The sequence below is a fragment of the Sphingobacterium sp. UBA7038 genome (assembly GCF_002494055.1).
GTDB lineage: Bacteria > Bacteroidota > Bacteroidia > Sphingobacteriales > Sphingobacteriaceae > Sphingobacterium > Sphingobacterium multivorum.
The window spans coordinates 146,218-162,348 of record NZ_DLAV01000022.1 but is presented as its reverse complement, the minus strand read 5'-3'; the positions used below and the strand labels follow the sequence as shown (position 1 = coordinate 162,348).

Genomic DNA, 16,131 nt, shown 5'->3' with positions numbered 1-16,131 from the left:
AAATGTCGTTGCAGGCTGACATCAGTCAAAGTTGATTGAGCGGAAGGTCTTCTTGATGATCATCTTGGTATTCTCGGCCAATTCATCCAGTGTACAGTGTATGGACCGCAACTGCGTCTTCGGAATTGCGGTGTCGTTCAGCAGAAGATTGATGCGCAGCCGTCTGCTATCGGAGGCTTCGTGCTCACCGAGCAGTTCATCAAATAGTTCATGAATAATCTTTTCACAGCTGTTTTTGTCAAAACTGGCGATCGTGATGTAACGTCCGTGGCAGTACATCTGTATTTCAATATAGTAATTCGACGTTTTCATAGTCCGGGGATTAAAGACTGAAAAATAGGTTAGCCTCCAGGGGAGGCTAACCAGGTTATTGCTGCTAGCTGGATTTTTAGGATATTTCGATCATCTGCGGTTCTTTCTGTTTGGCTTCTTCTTTCTTTGGTATTGTCAATCGGAGCATGCCATTTTCATAGCGTGCCTGGATATTGTCCTGATCGACAACCTCCTTTTGAAGTTCGAAGCTGCGCTGAAAAGATTGGTAGCTAAACTCCCGGCGTGTATAGTTGTCTTTATGTTCCTCGTTTTCTTCCTGCTTAGCCGAAGATATGGTCAGGAGATTGCCGTCGAGTGTGACCTTGAAATCGTCTTTGGCCATACCGGGGGCAGCGACCTCCACTTCGAAAGTGTCTCCGTTTTCCTTAATGTTGACTGCAGGAACAGTGGTACTTGTTGATGAATAGTTTTTGTTGTCCCAGTTTAAAAGCTCACGGTTAAAATTATCAAACATGGGCGAAAAAAGTGAAAAATTGTTCCAGTTTCTTTTTGCAAGTTTCATAGTAACCTCCTTTTAATGAAGTATAACAATAATCTATAATTGCCAGTCGGCCGACTGTATTAAAAATTGCACAAAAAAGATACCGAGTTCAAAAAACTGATTTTTTTTCACGAAAACTGTCAGATTTTACATGAAAAATTGACAGCAATAGTAGAATCTTCGACAGCATAGTGCTAACTTTAATTTTTTTCAAATGATATCCAACTCAACCTTGTCTTTCTCAATCTTGACTTTTAAACTGGATGTGCTGTCGTGTATTTTGCCGGTAAAGGGGCTGATCAATTGACGTAGCGGCAACAAGCCGAGGTGCCTAGCGTTTGATGGAGGCGACATTGACCATTCCTGAACAAGCCAGTCTGGACGCTAAAGCGATTGAAAGACCAACCGGACCAAGTTAATGACCGTGGCCTGGTATGTGAGGGGGTATGGCTGCCGTTAAGACATTTTTAGGCCAATTGCTGTCGGAAATGCTTGAAAATACAACGAATTGTAAATGAATGCTGTCGGATATTAGATGGAAGAATATAGCCGCTATAAAATCAGTAAATTCGAGGAAAATTGAACGATCGTTATCGCTCAATGACATCTTAAAAACAATCATAATGAGAAAATATTTGTGTATAATACTTCTTTTTATAGCCGCAGCAGGTAGTCTGCGTGCCCAGACGGTGACAACTAAATTGGTTCCGCTCCGTTTAGCGGCAAGCTTCGAACGTGTAAAAGAATCCCTTCCAAATATGGCCGGCCAGTTTGTGGACAGCAAAATGAAAATCACAGCCCTGGAAAGTACAGATTCCACGGCCAGCTTTGAAATTGAGGAGCAGGGAATAAGTATTGAGACGGTTGTGGATAACGAAAAAGACTATAATAAACTGGTCGCGGCAGCAGCGAAAGATGTTTCCAAACCAAGTATTCATCTGCTGTATACGTATACCCTAAAGAATAAAAAATTGAAAGTGCCGCCGCCGAGAAAAATCTTTTTCGCTCCGGAGTACGGGGTACTCTGGACCTTGATCGTAAAAAAAGTGGCCGAAAAGGAAACCGAAATTGCCCTGCACTACAAATCGCTATCGCCTGCATTCGCCGAGAAAATCGAAAGCGAATTTGAAACCGATTCCTATTACAACCACAAAATTGTAAAAATAGCCGTCAATGATAAGCGCATGCGTCACCTGATCAACGAAGTTTTGATCAATCAGATGCATGTCGACAGGGACTATCCCGCGCCAACGTATCCCGCGCGCAATTAATGATCGCTGGGCCGCTTATCGTTCATGTCGGTTTATTGCTCTTTATTGTGCCAAGCTTGCTGTAATTTTTGGCTTTCGCCAGCAAGGAATACCGGGCATAAAAGTCCTGATGCAGAATTTATTTACTAATTTTATTAGTATATTAATCGTTTTTAGTATATTTGTTTGGTTAATGGGCGATACCCAGCGATGCGACACTCAAGCACAGGAAATGGCAGGTGTACGTATGAAAGGATTGGGAGACGATTAAAACAGATAAAATGCACGTAAAGTTTATTCAGCTGATCAAACAACACAGCCAGCTATCGGAATCCGAGATTGAGCTGCTCAAAACGTATATGGAGCCTGTGCGCTATGCTAAGCATCAGCTCATTGAAGAGGAGGGAAAGGTACCGGCTTACCTCTATTTTGTGGTGTCGGGCTTTGTTCGTCTGTTCCATTACAATGATAAAGGCGATGAACTGACGACACATATCAACTGCCCGCCGGGATTTATCTGCTCTTACCAAAATTTCAGCAACCAGACCTGCACCGAAGAAAATCTGGAAAGTATCACCGACTGCGAACTGCTACGCATCAGTAAGGCAAACCTCGATCTGCTTATGGTGCAATCGCCTGATTTTAAAGATTTTAGCATGTATGTGTTTCAGCAAGCTTTGAGTTACAATGAGAAGAGATCGAAAGAGCTAGCCACGCTTACGGCTGAAAAACGTTATCTCAAACTCATGGCCGAGCAGCCGGAGTTGCTGCACAATGTACCCATGCAATATATCGCATCTTTCCTCGGTATGAACCCCAAAAGTTTGAGCCGAATCCGCAAACAGATCATTAGGTAACATTTGTGAACTGGTTTTGAATGGCCAAAGCAGAACTTTGTGCTATCATTTAAAATCAAACACATGACAACAAAAACACTGGTATTGGTGTCGGGTGCAAATGGGCACCTGGGAAATAACCTGGTCAGACTGCTGCTCACAAAGGGTTTTCAGGTACGCGCTTCTGTGCGAAATCTCGATTACAACGCTGCATTGAAAAACTTGCCTTGCGAACTCGTATCGGCAGATATCACCGATAAGGCCTCTTTTGTCAGGGCGCTCCAGGGCGTGGATACGTTCTATGCCGTGGGGGCGGCTTTTAAGCTATGGGCCCGCGATCCGCAAAAGGAAATCTACGACGTGAATATGCAGGGTACCCGCAATACCATCGAAGCCGCCGCAGAGGCAGGCGTCAAAAAAATCATCTATGTAAGCTCTATTGCTGCACTGGATTACACGCATACGCCCACAAAGGAGAGCAACGGTTACAACCCCGACCGGCGGGATGCCTACTACAATTCCAAAAACGATGGGGAAAAGCTGGCCTTTAAACTGGCGGTCGAACTGGGCATCGAGCTGGTGTCGGTTATGCCCGGTGCCATGATCGGCAACGAAGCCGCTCTGCCCCTCAATGTATCATACGATGTGCTCCGCCTTATACTGACCAAGCAGATTCCTGTCGATACCGGCATCGCCCTCAACTAGGTGGACGTCAAGGATGTCGCCGAGGGCTGCTACCTCGCGGCCCTCCACGGAAGAGCAGGCGAACGTTATATTTTGGCCAATGAAAAGTGTATGACGATAACTGATACGACCAAATTGGCACAGAAACTATATCCCGAATTAGGGCTCAAGATTCCCGCAGCCGTTCCCAAAATGTTGCTTTACGGAGTCGCAGGACTTATGGAGCTCGCAGGACGGTTGAAAGGTGCGGCGCCAACGATTACCCGCAAAGATATTGCGATGTTTTCGGGGCTGCAGCAGGATTTTGATATCAGCAAAGCACGCACCGAACTTGGTTTTAATCCCAAAAGCAGCGAACAGGCCGTACGTGAGGCATTGGCCTACCTGATGGAACATCGAATGGTTTAAAGGTGGCCGAGACCAAGGACGCTTGATGTACTGGCTTAAACCTTAGTTCACACGCTTTCATCAGGATGCGGTTCGGCATGCGGTATGGTAAACCAAAAATTGCTGCCTTGGCCGGGACTGCTGTCCACACCGATCTCACCACCATGGCGCTTGACAATTTCTGCCGAGATATACAGCCCCAATCCAAGTCCCGAGTACTTCTTGCCATCGGGATAGACCCTGTAATAACGCTCGAAAATCTGCTGCTGTAGCTCCGCTGGAATGCCTTCGCCATAATCCCTTACATTGATCTTAACAGATCGGGGAAGCTGCTCGATGCGCACGTCAATGGTATGCGAAGCCGGTGCATATTTGATGGCATTGTTGATCAGGTTGGAGACCACCTGTTCGATGCGCTGTTCATCAGCATGGAGCCTGGCCTCGATGTCGCCCTCCAGGTTGAGCTGATGCTTGCCGATCATATTGATGTCGCGAAAGCAGGAGCGGATCATTTGGGCTGCTGCAAAAGTTGTGGTATTCAGTTCGAGCTGCCCTAGGCTGATGCGGTGCATATTCAACAGGTCATCTACGAGTGCGGTTATTTTTTTGATGCTGGCGCCCGACATGTCAATAAGTTTGCCGATGGTGGCATCTGCCGATTTGTCTTTCAGCATCTCCAGCATCTGTATCGTCCCCCGAAGGCTGGTAATGGGGGTTTTGAGCTCGTGGCTGGCGATACTCAGAAAATCTTCTTTTTGCGCCTCGTAATTTTTGCGGGTGGTTACATCCACCGTTACCCCGATCAGATCGATTGGGGTGCCTTCGGCATCATAGTGGGTCAGTCCCGAGGAATTGATCCAATGGAGCGAACCATCTGGCCAGCGGGTCATATATTCGGCCTGATAGGTAATCTTTTTGGCAATGGCTTCCTCCACTTTTTGCTGCACCATATCGCGGTGTTCGGGGATAATCGCCTGAATGAAGTCGTCAAATTCAAAGGTCTCATTTGGCGGTAGGCCAAAATGGCCTTTACAGGTAGCTGAAGCCTGATTTTTCCAGTTTTGAATATCCAGGTGATAGGTGCCCAGTTCGCCGGCTTTGAGGGCCATTTCCAGCTCCTGGTTGAGCCCTTCCAGATGGTTGTTCTGCCGGATACGCTCGGTCACCTCGTTGGCGATCACAATAATGGATTCTGTTTTTCCGTCTTCGCCTTTGACCGGTTCGTAAATAAAATCAAAATAATGGGTGCTTACTATTCCATCCTCTTCTAATTCCACTGGAGCCGTATCACCGATATAGGCTTGTCCACTTGTGAACACGTTGTCGAGCAGATCAAAATAAGGCTGGCCTTCGAGCTCCGGCAAGGCTTTTGCCAGTGGCAAGCCTACCACGGCATCGGTTTTACCCCATATATGGAGTACCTTATCGTTGGCGACCTCGATCTTCATTTCGCGGCCCGTTAGAATGGCAAAGGCGATGGGTGCTTTGGTGATAAAGGATTTCAAGCGCTGCTCGTTCTTCTTGAGGTTTTTGTTGAGCAGCAGGGTCACATCGTACGATTTGAAAAGCATGCTATTGGTCTGGGTAAGCTGCGCATTGGCAGTTTCGAGCTCGCTGTTGAGATCAAGCAGCCGCTGCTGCATATTGGCCAGATGGGTATTGACGGCGGCAACCTCTTCGATCTTCGCTAGTGCTGATTGGCGCAAAGCGACCTGATCCATAGCTGTTTGGGCAAAGGAGGCCAGCTTGTCCCGTTCGGCTTCGCTAAACTCGCGCGGCTGATGGTCGGCAATGCTGAATGTGCCGATCAGAAATCCATCGGCTGTCACTAGCGGGGCACCGGCATAGAAGCGAAGAGCATGGCTGTCGATCCAAGTGCGATCGCCTGTCCATGCTTTTTCGTGTAGCAGATCTTCAATCACCATCACCTGCTGATGTTCAATGGCACTGGAAAAAAGGCTATTCGCGCGGTTGATAGGCTCAGCCTGGCCGATGCCCAAGCTGGATTTAATAAAGATATGATCTGCACCGACAAAGGTGAGCAACATTGCTGGCACCTGAAAAACCTGTGCAGCTAGCTGTAGCAGGCCATCAAAAATGCGTTCGGAAGGACTATCAATAATATCGTAGCGCTGTAATGCCGCTAGTCGATCCCTTTCCCTACGGTTTACAGCAGCTTCGTTGAATGCATTTTCTATCATATGGCCCGATCAATCTTTGAAGTAAAGATAACCCAATCTCGGCGAAATTGCTATTGTAATGCAATAATTTTTCCTTATAAAATAAAAAAAAGCTACCGTTTACTTTTCGGTAATCGAACCTGTCCGAAATGATCGTTGCTGTTTTCCTATTGTTCCTGAAAGTGAAAGCCTACACGGATCGCTTTCAGGCCAACGAGGCCCTGCAGATCTTCCACCTCAAACTGTTCGATTTTATCCTGCAATAATCCCTTGTGTTGAAGTAGGTTGATGTAGCCTAGGTACTCTGTCTCTTCATGTATATTGGAGTAAACAATGACCAGTTTGCCTTTTTGGGTAATGCGTTCTGTCGAACCTTTGATCTTGGCTTTGTCGATCCGTTTCTTGGCAATTTCATAGCGCACATTGTAGGAGCCATCAATATCGAACTGCTTCTCGTCCATGCGAAAGCGGATGGAAATGGGCGTGGCGAACACCAATATCAAGGATGTTACCTCGAGCAGGTGGGGCAGTGAGGGTTGCAGCTGCCTAAATTCCTGTTCCATGGCACACATCACCTGCAGTTGCCACAGGCGTAAATTGCGCAGATAATACAGCTCAAAATTCCGGTCCGGAGCAATGGATGCCCCGATATACATATTGTGCTCGATACCATCTGTCTTGTAGCGCTCGTAGTAATGTGGAAAGTACTGTTGGGCTTCCACCTGCTTCTCGTCGAGGACGGCCACCAGCTTTTTGTTGATCAGCGTGATGGAGTTGTCATAATCCTGGCGGGCCTCATAAAAACCGCCGATGGACAGGTTGATTCGCTCAAAATAACGGTCTATGGACTCTGTGGCGAGGCTATTTGTGTTATTCTTTCTGAAATTCTCCAGAATAGGATGGATATCCTGGTTAAAATAATCGAGCATAAGCTGTTCCGTATCCGTCAGCAGCCCATGTTGCAGCGTCGTCAGATTTCGTTCCAAATCGAAAATTTTCTGCTCAAATAGGGGTAATGGCTGCGTCTGGTTGACCGCCGTAAACAGCGCGATAAGCTCCTCGCTCTGATTGATCAGATCTTGCCGGATGGCCTGATTGCGGGACTCGGAGGAGCCCTGTACGTCGATTTGTCCATAGAGCGGATAAACATGGTCAAAGACGATTTCCTGCAGGGCATAGTCTTTGCCGAAGGCGCGGTCGTTGAGGAAATGGATGGCTTCTTCCTGAAACCGCCATTTGACACTCGGGTGGATCGATGTATATTCTTTTTGGATCACCGCTTCAATCTGGTTTTCAGTTTCGGAAAATGCCTTCGAGACTTTATCCTTTATAAAGGGCAAGATGAAGTTGAGCTTGTTGGCATTGACCGAATTGAGTTCGCGTACCCTGGAGGAAGACATTTCCAGTAAACCCAGCACTTTGTCGCCCTCGATCAGGGGAACAAAAATAAAGCTCTTTACATTTTGCTGCTTCAGCTTATTGATAAAAAAGGCCTGTTTTGGATCAGCAATCGGCAGTTTGTCAATATCCGGTACAACAAGGTATTCGTCCTTGCTGAGCATGCGCTCCAGGGTCTCGCTGCAGAGCATGCTTTCACACTCCTCGATGGTCGAATCATAAAGTAGGTGACTGTACAGCTGCTTTTCGACAAGCCGTAAGTTGTACTCGTCCCTGACTTTTTCAAAGGAGGTGAGTCCGATCCGCAGATCATTTATTTTATAAATCGACCTGAAGATGCTTTCTATTTCCGCCATTTGGATCGCACTTTTTTCGCGCAGCAGATTGCTCTTAAAGCTCGATACCGCATTTTCAATGGTGGCATCGAAGAGCGTCATAATGGAAAAGCCCTTCAGGATCCAGCTCTGCTCGGGGAATTTGGACTTCCATAAGGCAATATCTGAAAAGTTGTCGACCAGTTCGGTAATATCTTCTGCCGAAATTTCGATAGCCTGTTCTGTCGGAAGGACATCGATAAAATCGGCATTGAAGAGGACGCGGTAATGATGAATGATATTATTCTTGTCTGGAATATCCAAAAAGAGCGGGGCATCCATAGCATCCACCTTAAAGCCATAATATTGACTGATGATGACGCAGCAATTGAGGATATAATAGGTGTCGGGCGAGATGTCGCGCAGACTAAATTCATAGTGATCGCCGGCGTCCTGTAATATTTTTTCCAGTCTTGCGGTATGGTTGAACGTATAGAGATGGAAGGGAATGGTAATGGCCTTGATCTCATTATGCGTCAGTGAGCTTGGAAACAGATCTGCCAGCAGCACCTTGATGATAGGCTCGTATCGCAGCAGGTCTTCGGCTTTTTCTACGCCCTCGATAAATTCGGGGTATTTGCTGATTTCTTCCAGCAGCGATCGGGCGTAATTAGCCTGAAAGCCAACCGGCGATAGGGCCGCTGCTTCAAAAGAGGGTATAATCTTATGAAAAGCGATCAGGGTTTTAAACGGACTGGAATCAAAGGCGAAATTAAACTGCATAATGGTTGTTCCCGACTAAATTAGATTATTGCTGGAAGATGTACAAAAATATAAAATAATCAGCGAAAAGAAAATCCAAAGCGCAAGGCTAAAAACGTTGTACTTTGGATTTTTCGGATGGGTCCGTCATCGGATGCGATGTAAAGCAAGATAGATGGTAGTTGCCGTTTTCATTATTGCCATACCTAGAATGGTGGCGGATTGCTGATAGGTGGAGTCGGATAAATATGTTGCTTGCATTTGGATTTGTTAAATTAATATCGTAATATTGCGATGTATTAATTGGCAATATGGGAATTACGAAAACAGAAATTTACACCGACGAGCAGAATAAACTGGCTTCATTCCTCAAGGTCTTAGCACATCCGGCACGGATAGCAATTCTTCAGTACATCATAAACCAAAAAGCTTGCATCTGTAATGATTTGGTTGAGGAATTGGGATTGGCACAGGCGACGATATCACAGCACCTGAAAGAGCTTAAAAATATAGGTATCATCCAGGGTACCATAGCGGGAAAATCAGTCTGTTACTGCATTGATGAAAATTTGTGGAAACAAACCCAAGGTGTACTGAATACATTCTTTAACCAGGATGTAAAAGTAAAAGGATGCTGTTAGTGCATTTTTTTGGCAATACGTATCGTAATATTGCGATATATCATTAATAAATAGTGCATTCATTTAAATTGAATTATTATGAGATTATCAGAAATTAAAGAAGTCCTTCCAACCTTAACAAATGTTGAGTTTCAATTGGAAAACGGCAATTTTGTGCCCGAGCATTTCCATGTGACCGAGGTTGGTCAAATCACTAAGAACTTTATCGATTGTGGTGGCGTTGTCCGGAATGAGAGCGTAGTCAACTTTCAATTGTGGAATGCGGACGATTATGAGCACCGCCTCAAACCTGCAAAGCTACTCCATATCATCAAGCTCTCTGAAGAAAAACTAGGACTGGAAGATGCTGACATCGAAGTGGAATACCAAAGCGATACCATCGGTAAGTACGACCTTGATTTTAATGGGAAAACGTTTATACTGAAAAATAAAACGACTGCTTGTCTGGCGCAGGATGCCTGTGGCATACCATCGGAAAAAACGAAGCTGAACCTGGCGCAGCTACCGATAGCGCAACCCTCATGCTGTACACCTGGATCAGGATGTTGTTAAATTGTTGATCATCGCATGATCTACCCTAAATTAGCGGATACCATTGAGCAGCTCAATTGGACGCGATTAGATAACGAAGGTAGCAGCACCGTTTTAAAGTCTTTGATCCTTGCTATTCAGGAGAAGGTTGATCAATCGGAGGCTGTAAACCTCAATTTCATCTGTACCCATAATTCAAGGCGCAGCCACTTGTCCCAGGTTTGGGCGCAGGTGGCAAGTGCATATTTCAATATTCCAAAGGTATATTGTTATTCGGGCGGTACAGAAGAAACGGCCCTATTTCCTAAAGTAGCGGAGACGTTGGCCGGGCAGGGTTTCCATATCTTTACGGTTTCGGAGACCCTTAACCCTGTATATGCTATAAAATATGATGACAATGCGCTTCCCGTAATTGGTTTTTCAAAAAAATACGATAGCCCCTTTAATCCGGTATCGAAGTTTATCGCCATTATGACCTGTTCGCAGGCCGATGGGGGATGCCCGTTTATAGCAGGTGCCGATAGAAGGTTTCCGGTCACTTTTGAGGATCCCAAAATCGCTGATGATACGCCCGACCAGACCAGAATATATGCCGAGCGGAGCCTTGAAATTGCAAGGAGCATGTTTTACGTCTTTTCAAAAATCAAGCGATAGCCATGCAGCCAAAATTAAAATTTCTGGACCGTTACCTGACTTTATGGATATTCCTTGCGATGGCAGTAGGGATAGGTCTAGGGCATTTCTTCCCACAGATTTCTCATCTCACCAATACGCTTTCTATAGGTACGACCAACATTCCCTTGGCAATCGGTTTACTATTGATGATGTATCCGCCGCTTGCAAAGGTGGATTATGCATTATTGCCAAAAGCATTTAAGGATAAAAAAGCGATTGGTATATCCCTATTCTTGAATTGGGTGATCGGAACAACATTGATGTTTGGATTGGCGGTCCTGTTTCTAAGAGATGAACCCGATTATATGGCGGGACTGATACTGATTGGATTGGCAAGATGCATTGCCATGGTCATCGTCTGGAATGATCTGGCAAAAGGAAATAGGGAGTACGCTGCATTATTGGTGGCGTTGAACAGTATTTTTCAGATGATGACCTATAGTTTCCTGGTGTGGCTATTTATCAATGTCTTACCAAGTAAACTTGGTTTGGCCAATTTTAATGTGAGCGTTTCCATGAAGGATGTTACCCAGAGTGTATTGATATACCTTGGAATTCCTTTTTTTGCGGGCTTTTTAAGTCGTTATATTCTTGTAAGATTTAAAGGTATAGCATGGTATAACCACCGGTTCATCGCCAAAATATCGCCTATTACCCTGTATGCTCTACTTTTTACTATTGTACTGATGTTTAGCTTGAAAGGAGATCAAATAGTGGAATTGCCGATGGATGTCATCAAAGTGGCATTACCATTAATTATTTACTTTATACTTATGTTTTTCCTTAGCTTTTTTGTCAATAAATTGATGAATGTTCCCTATGATAAAAATACCGCCATTTCATTTACTGCAACAGGTAATAATTTTGAATTGGCAATTGCTGTTGCGATAGGCGTATTTGGTATACATTCGCCACAGGCTTTTGTTGGCGTAATAGGCCCGCTGGTGGAAGTTCCTGTATTGATATTATTGGTAAAGGCAAGCCTTTGGTTAAAGAAAACATACGACTACTAAAGCTTATGGATAGTAGTTAATCCAATAGATAGATCTTCTTTCCTTTTAAATTGAATCCAAGCTTTTTACCTAACCAATTGATGCTTGTCATGCGCTTTTCCCGGAACATAATAATTGAATCTTTATTTCAATATAAAGATAAATAAAGTTGCTTGACGTTTCATCATTTTAAAACTAGACTGCTTCTATGTATCATGAAATGTATTAATCCACGCCCTTGGTACGCATGGGAATCCTATAGATGGCTGTTGAGGCGGTTATAAATAAGTCGCTGCGATCTTTGCCTCCAAAACAGACATTGGACGTCCATGGTTCATTTACTTCAATATGTCCGATCAGCAGGCCTGTAGGACTATAGATAAAAACGCCTTTGCCTGTGAGGTAAATATTTCCTTGGTGATCCAAAGTCATCCCGTCAGATCCCTGATCGATAAGCGCCGTCTGCCTGCTGAGCTTACCGTCAGACTCTATGCTGTATCTGTACGTTTTATTCCGTTCGATATCGGCCACATACAGGTATCTTCCATCGGCCGAGCCTACAATGCCGTTCGGTTTGGTGACATCGTCAGCTACTACAACGGGTTTTTTCCCTTTTCCTGGTGGAAGGTAGTAGACTTTCTGCCCTGCGATCTCTGGCTTTGTCCTTGTCCAATAATCGCGCAGATAAAAGGGGTCTGTAAAGTAGATGCCGCCTTTCTTGTCTGCCCAAAGGTCATTTGGACCATTCAGTTTTTTCCCATCAACTGCTGAGAGCAGCACGGTAACCTCTCCATCTTTGCTGATTGACCAGATTTCGTTCTTTTCGTCGGCACAGGCGAGGAGCTGACCCTGATGGTTAAAGTACAAGCCATTGGCGCGGCCTGCAGCATCTTTAAAAAGCGTAAGTTGCCCTTTAGTGCTATATTTCCAGATTTTGTTATTGGGCTGGTCGGTGAAATAGATGTCCCCCGACTTATCCACTGCCGGTCCCTCGGTAAAGGCAAACTGCCGGGCTATTAATGTTAGGCTGTCCTGATGAAACAATTGCGCACTGAGGTCTAAACCCATTACGGAGAAGAGCACGCACAGTAGGAGTGTCGGCCAATGCCGGCGAGAATGAGCTGAATGGAACATATCATCTAATTTATCAATTTTCGGACAAAAAATAGTCTTCTCGGACGCATTAAGTTCGGATAAGTCTTTGGAGGCAAGGGGCTAAAACAAGAAAAGCCCATCGTTAGATGAGCTTTCTTGTACCTAGGGCGGGAATCGAACCCGCACTCCCTTAACGGGAACAGGATTTTAAGTCCTGCGTGTCTACCAGTTCCACCACCTAGGCAGGTGAGCGAAAAACGAGATTCGAACTCGCGACCCCAACCTTGGCAAGGTTGTGCTCTACCAGCTGAGCTATTTTCGCATTGGAATTATTATTCTTTCAATCTGTCAGAACCTTGCGTTCTTCCCTTTTGGTGGTGCCAGCTGGATTCGAACCAGCGACACAAGGATTTTCAGTCCTTTGCTCTACCAACTGAGCTATGGCACCTTTTCAATTTAGCTGTCTGCCTTATTGATGATGCAAATATAGACGGATTATTTGAATTACGAAAGCTAAAAGCGCTTTTTTTTGCGTTTAAACGCCAACCTGCTGATTTTTAAGGAAAAAAAATAAGGGGCTATTCGTGTAGAATAGCCCCTCTATAGGATATTGGTCGAGTTGATTAAGACAATTTACCAACTTCTAATACCAAGTCAACGATTTTGTTTGAATATCCCCATTCGTTGTCATACCAAGAGACAACTTTAACGAAGTTATCATTCAATGAAATTCCTGCTTTTGCATCGAAGATTGATGTACGTGCATCACCTAAGAAATCTGAAGAAACAACTTCGTCTTCAGTATAACCTAAGATACCTTTCAATTCGCCTTCAGAAGCTTCTTTCATTGCAGTTTTGATTTCTTCGTATGAAGCACCTTTGTTCAAACGTACTGTTAAGTCAACAACTGAAACGTCTGCTGTAGGAACGCGTAATGACATACCGGTCAATTTACCTTTCAATTCTGGAAGAACCAAACCTACTGCTTTAGCAGCACCTGTAGATGAAGGGATGATGTTTTGGTATGCACCACGACCACCTCTCCAGTCTTTTACAGAAGGACCGTCTACAGTTTTTTGTGTTGCTGTAACCGCGTGTACTGTTGTCATCAAACCTTCAACGATACCAAATTTATCGTTTAATACTTTAGCGATAGGCGCTAAACAGTTTGTTGTACATGAAGCGTTTGAAACGATGTGTTGATCGGCTTTCAATTCTTTGTGGTTTACACCCATGACGAAAGTAGGGGTGTCGTCTTTCGCTGGAGCAGACATCACCACTTTTTTAGCACCTGCATCGATGTGTTTTTGAGCCAACTCTTGCGTCAAGAAGAAACCTGTAGATTCGATGATTACTTCAGCACCTACTTCATTCCATTTTAAGTTTGCCGGATCTTTCTCAGCTGTAACACGGATAGTTTTTCCGTTAACAACCAAGTTACCGTCTTTTACTTCTACAGAACCGTCAAATTTGCCATGTGTTGAATCATATTTCAACATATAAGCCATATAATCTGGTTCAACTAAGTCATTGATACCAACAATTTCAATTTCTGGACGATTGATAGCCGCTCTAAATGCTAAACGACCAATACGTCCAAATCCGTTAATTCCAATTTTCATATTCTTAATTTTTATTGATATAATATTTAATTAAATTATGTATCGGTTCTTTTACAACATTACCAATACTGATATTAAATTCGTCTGTGGCAACTTCCCGAAGCAAGTGCTCATAATTAAACGCTACTGAACCCGTAAAGTTTACGTCACTGTCCGGATATTCTTTCATTAAGGGCTTGATGTAGGTTTTTATAAACGTACGAAGCCCATTTTTAACCAATTGACTAATGAATAGATGATCTTTATTTTCGAGGACAAAGTCTGTAAATGAATTCAGAAAATTTGTCGGTTGTGGGGAAATATACACCCTTTCCAAAATGGTTTTCTTATCGATGTTAAATTCTCTTTCCAGTTTGTCCCGCAGATCAACAGGTAAGGTATCCGTCATGTAATGTTTGAGCAGCTGCTGGCTATTCCAGTTTGTCGCCCCCTCATCGGCCAGAATATAACCTAGACCATAATTGTTGTCAATGATTTTTTTCCCTGTATAGTAAGCTGCATTTGATCCACTGCCAATGATGCCAATAATTCCTCTTTCGTCGCCGAAAGTGGAAATTGCCGAAGCAATGACATCATGATCAACCCGTACGCGCGCATTGACGAAAAAACGTTCGAGGACGTTTTTTATTTTATCTTTACGTTCCTTCGAGGAAGATCCCGCTCCGAAAAAATAGATCCGTCTGATTTTTTCGGCATTGTTGATCAAATTGGTGTTTTTATGCAAATGCTGTAGTATGGAGCGCTCATCCTGAAGATAAGGATTGATCCCGTTCATGCGGAACCCCGTAGTGATCCGCCCCTTGTCGGCCAACCGCCAGTCTGAAAATCGAGATCCACTATATACTACTGCTATCATGTCTGTTCAAATTACGATTATAAAATCTCAGCCATTTCCAATAAATCAGGGCTAAGTTTAATTTCCTTATTGCTGATTGCTTCTTCAATTGGAGTTGTCTTGATTTCATTACCACGAAGCCCAACAGTAACTCGTGTGTTTCCGGCCAATAATTCATTGACCGCAGCAAAGCCCAATCTACTCGCAAGCACGCGGTCGAAACTCGTCGGAGAACCACCCCGTTGCAAATGCCCTAATATACTAACTTTCGTGTCGTAATGATCAAACTTTTCTTTTACTTTTTTTGCGACATAATAAGCACCACCATTTTGGTCGCCCTCTGCAACAATAACTATAGATGACGATTTCTTCTTAATGGCACCGTCTTCTAAATGACGGATTAGATCGTCAATGGCCGTTTCTTTCTCTGGAAGTAAAATGGCTTCGGCTCCGCCAGCAATACCGGCATTTAAGGCGATACAGCCTGAATCACGGCCCATCACTTCAACAAAGAAAAGACGTTCATGTGACGCCGCAGTATCTCTGATTTTATCAATCGCTTCGATGACAGTATTGTTGGCTGTATCGTAGCCGATAGTATAATCAGAACCGTAAAGGTCGTTGTCTATCGTACCCGGAATACCTATAATAGGTATTTCAAATTCTTTGGAGAAGAAGTTAGCACCTGTAAAGGTACCGTCACCACCAATGACCACCAAGGCATCTACACCGGCAGCGATCAGATTGTCATAGCCTTTTCGACGGCCTTCAGGCGTCTTAAACTCCATGCAACGCGCGGTTTTTAATATTGTACCACCACGTTGTATAATATTGCTGACCGAACGCGTATCCATTTCAATGAAATTTGCGTCGATCAAACCTTGGTATCCTTGATAAATACCCGTTACTTGCAATCCTTTATGTAATGCTGTTCGAACGACAGCACGAATACAGGCATTCATGCCAGGAGCATCACCTCCCGACGTCAATACACCTATTTTTTTAATTTCTTTTATCACACGCTATATTTTAGGTTTTACGAATATAAGATTTTTATAGTGTATATTCTACACTTTGAATAAATTTTTCAATATTTTTTTGCGCATCACGTTTAG

16 protein-coding genes and 3 tRNA genes are annotated in these 16,131 nt (G+C 44.1%); 8 read left to right on the top strand and 11 right to left on the bottom strand.

Features of this window, described 5'->3' with window-relative positions; translation table 11 throughout:
- Nucleotides 1-21: 21 nt before the first annotated feature.
- Together B3H30_RS15370 and B3H30_RS15365 are read right to left on the bottom strand one after the other, a co-directional pair.
- A complete protein-coding gene (locus B3H30_RS15370; protein ID WP_070561163.1) occupies nt 22-312 on the bottom strand; it encodes a hypothetical protein in 291 nt (96 codons plus the stop codon).
- 76 nt (nt 313-388) lie between these two features.
- Complete coding sequence (locus B3H30_RS15365) at nt 389-835, bottom strand: Hsp20/alpha crystallin family protein (RefSeq protein ID WP_070561162.1); 447 nt, start codon at nt 833-835, stop codon at nt 389-391.
- 602 nt (nt 836-1,437) lie between these two features.
- On the opposite strand from B3H30_RS15365, the gene B3H30_RS15360 reads away from it, so the two are divergent.
- The 4 genes from B3H30_RS15360 to B3H30_RS15345 all read left to right on the top strand — a co-directional run bounded on the left by B3H30_RS15360 (nt 1,438) and on the right by B3H30_RS15345 (nt 3,992).
- Nucleotides 1,438-2,085, top strand: a complete 648-nt coding sequence (locus B3H30_RS15360; protein WP_070561216.1) for a hypothetical protein — start codon at nt 1,438-1,440, stop codon at nt 2,083-2,085.
- Nucleotides 2,086-2,345: 260 nt separating this feature from the next.
- Complete coding sequence (locus B3H30_RS15355; protein ID WP_070561161.1) at nt 2,346-2,921, top strand: Crp/Fnr family transcriptional regulator; 576 nt, start codon at nt 2,346-2,348, stop codon at nt 2,919-2,921.
- A 63-nt stretch (nt 2,922-2,984) separates the two neighbouring features.
- Nucleotides 2,985-3,605, top strand: a complete 621-nt coding sequence (locus B3H30_RS15350) for an NAD-dependent epimerase/dehydratase family protein (RefSeq protein ID WP_254667633.1) — start codon at nt 2,985-2,987, stop codon at nt 3,603-3,605.
- Nucleotides 3,606-3,992, top strand: coding sequence for a hypothetical protein (locus B3H30_RS15345; protein WP_254667632.1), 387 nt, complete (start codon nt 3,606-3,608; stop codon nt 3,990-3,992).
- Nucleotides 3,993-4,039: 47 nt separating this feature from the next.
- On the opposite strand, the gene B3H30_RS15340 is transcribed toward B3H30_RS15345, so the two are convergent.
- Together B3H30_RS15340 and B3H30_RS15335 are read right to left on the bottom strand one after the other, a co-directional pair.
- A complete protein-coding gene (locus tag B3H30_RS15340) occupies nt 4,040-6,172 on the bottom strand; it encodes an ATP-binding protein (protein ID WP_070561160.1) in 2,133 nt (710 codons plus the stop codon).
- 146 nt (nt 6,173-6,318) lie between these two features.
- The gene (locus tag B3H30_RS15335; RefSeq protein ID WP_070561159.1) at nt 6,319-8,646 is read right to left on the bottom strand and encodes a hypothetical protein; all 2,328 of its coding nucleotides are present in this window, start codon (nt 8,644-8,646) and stop codon (nt 6,319-6,321) included.
- A 290-nt stretch (nt 8,647-8,936) separates the two neighbouring features.
- Between B3H30_RS15335 and B3H30_RS15330 the strand changes: the two genes are divergently transcribed.
- The 4 genes from B3H30_RS15330 to arsB all read left to right on the top strand — a co-directional run bounded on the left by B3H30_RS15330 (nt 8,937) and on the right by arsB (nt 11,485).
- Complete coding sequence (locus tag B3H30_RS15330; protein WP_070561158.1) at nt 8,937-9,266, top strand: ArsR/SmtB family transcription factor; 330 nt, start codon at nt 8,937-8,939, stop codon at nt 9,264-9,266.
- A gap of 78 nt (nt 9,267-9,344) precedes the next feature.
- Nucleotides 9,345-9,818 (top strand): DUF6428 family protein, encoded by a 474-nt coding sequence (locus B3H30_RS15325; protein WP_070561157.1) that lies wholly within the window; start codon nt 9,345-9,347, stop codon nt 9,816-9,818.
- Nucleotides 9,819-9,836: 18 nt separating this feature from the next.
- Nucleotides 9,837-10,451, top strand: a complete 615-nt coding sequence (locus tag B3H30_RS15320) for a low molecular weight phosphatase family protein (RefSeq protein WP_070561215.1) — start codon at nt 9,837-9,839, stop codon at nt 10,449-10,451.
- A 2-nt stretch (nt 10,452-10,453) separates the two neighbouring features.
- A complete protein-coding gene (gene arsB / locus B3H30_RS15315; protein ID WP_070561156.1) occupies nt 10,454-11,485 on the top strand; it encodes an ACR3 family arsenite efflux transporter in 1,032 nt (343 codons plus the stop codon).
- A gap of 204 nt (nt 11,486-11,689) precedes the next feature.
- On the opposite strand, the gene B3H30_RS15310 is transcribed toward arsB, so the two are convergent.
- The 7 genes from B3H30_RS15310 to pfkA all read right to left on the bottom strand — a co-directional run bounded on the left by B3H30_RS15310 (nt 11,690) and on the right by pfkA (nt 16,032).
- Nucleotides 11,690-12,598, bottom strand: a complete 909-nt coding sequence (locus tag B3H30_RS15310) for an SMP-30/gluconolactonase/LRE family protein (protein ID WP_070561155.1) — start codon at nt 12,596-12,598, stop codon at nt 11,690-11,692.
- Nucleotides 12,599-12,718: 120 nt separating this feature from the next.
- Nucleotides 12,719-12,803 (bottom strand) — tRNA-Leu (locus B3H30_RS15305).
- Nucleotides 12,804-12,808: 5 nt separating this feature from the next.
- A tRNA-Gly gene (locus B3H30_RS15300) sits at nt 12,809-12,881 on the bottom strand.
- Nucleotides 12,882-12,931: 50 nt separating this feature from the next.
- Nucleotides 12,932-13,007: transfer RNA gene (locus B3H30_RS15295), tRNA-Phe, on the bottom strand.
- A gap of 175 nt (nt 13,008-13,182) precedes the next feature.
- Entirely contained in the window at nt 13,183-14,181 is a 999-nt protein-coding gene (gene gap, locus B3H30_RS15290) for a type I glyceraldehyde-3-phosphate dehydrogenase (protein ID WP_070561154.1), read from the bottom strand.
- A 4-nt stretch (nt 14,182-14,185) separates the two neighbouring features.
- Entirely contained in the window at nt 14,186-15,037 is an 852-nt protein-coding gene (locus B3H30_RS15285; protein WP_070561153.1) for a hypothetical protein, read from the bottom strand.
- Between the two features lie 17 nt (nt 15,038-15,054).
- Entirely contained in the window at nt 15,055-16,032 is a 978-nt protein-coding gene (gene pfkA, locus B3H30_RS15280; protein ID WP_075994837.1) for a 6-phosphofructokinase, read from the bottom strand.
- Nucleotides 16,033-16,131 lie beyond the last annotated feature (99 nt).

Coding starts and splice junctions, on each gene's coding strand:
- B3H30_RS15370 (WP_070561163.1), bottom strand. CDS start 312: ATGAAAACGTCGAATTACTATATTGAAATACAGATGTACTGCCACGGA.
- B3H30_RS15365 (WP_070561162.1), bottom strand. CDS start 835: ATGAAACTTGCAAAAAGAAACTGGAACAATTTTTCACTTTTTTCGCCC.
- B3H30_RS15360 (WP_070561216.1), top strand. CDS start 1,438: ATGAGAAAATATTTGTGTATAATACTTCTTTTTATAGCCGCAGCAGGT.
- B3H30_RS15355 (WP_070561161.1), top strand. CDS start 2,346: ATGCACGTAAAGTTTATTCAGCTGATCAAACAACACAGCCAGCTATCG.
- B3H30_RS15350 (WP_254667633.1), top strand. CDS start 2,985: ATGACAACAAAAACACTGGTATTGGTGTCGGGTGCAAATGGGCACCTG.
- B3H30_RS15340 (WP_070561160.1), bottom strand. CDS start 6,172: ATGATAGAAAATGCATTCAACGAAGCTGCTGTAAACCGTAGGGAAAGG.
- B3H30_RS15335 (WP_070561159.1), bottom strand. CDS start 8,646: ATGCAGTTTAATTTCGCCTTTGATTCCAGTCCGTTTAAAACCCTGATC.
- B3H30_RS15330 (WP_070561158.1), top strand. CDS start 8,937: ATGGGAATTACGAAAACAGAAATTTACACCGACGAGCAGAATAAACTG.
- B3H30_RS15325 (WP_070561157.1), top strand. CDS start 9,345: ATGAGATTATCAGAAATTAAAGAAGTCCTTCCAACCTTAACAAATGTT.
- arsB (WP_070561156.1), top strand. CDS start 10,454: ATGCAGCCAAAATTAAAATTTCTGGACCGTTACCTGACTTTATGGATA.
- B3H30_RS15310 (WP_070561155.1), bottom strand. CDS start 12,598: ATGTTCCATTCAGCTCATTCTCGCCGGCATTGGCCGACACTCCTACTG.
- gap (WP_070561154.1), bottom strand. CDS start 14,181: ATGAAAATTGGAATTAACGGATTTGGACGTATTGGTCGTTTAGCATTT.
- B3H30_RS15285 (WP_070561153.1), bottom strand. CDS start 15,037: ATGATAGCAGTAGTATATAGTGGATCTCGATTTTCAGACTGGCGGTTG.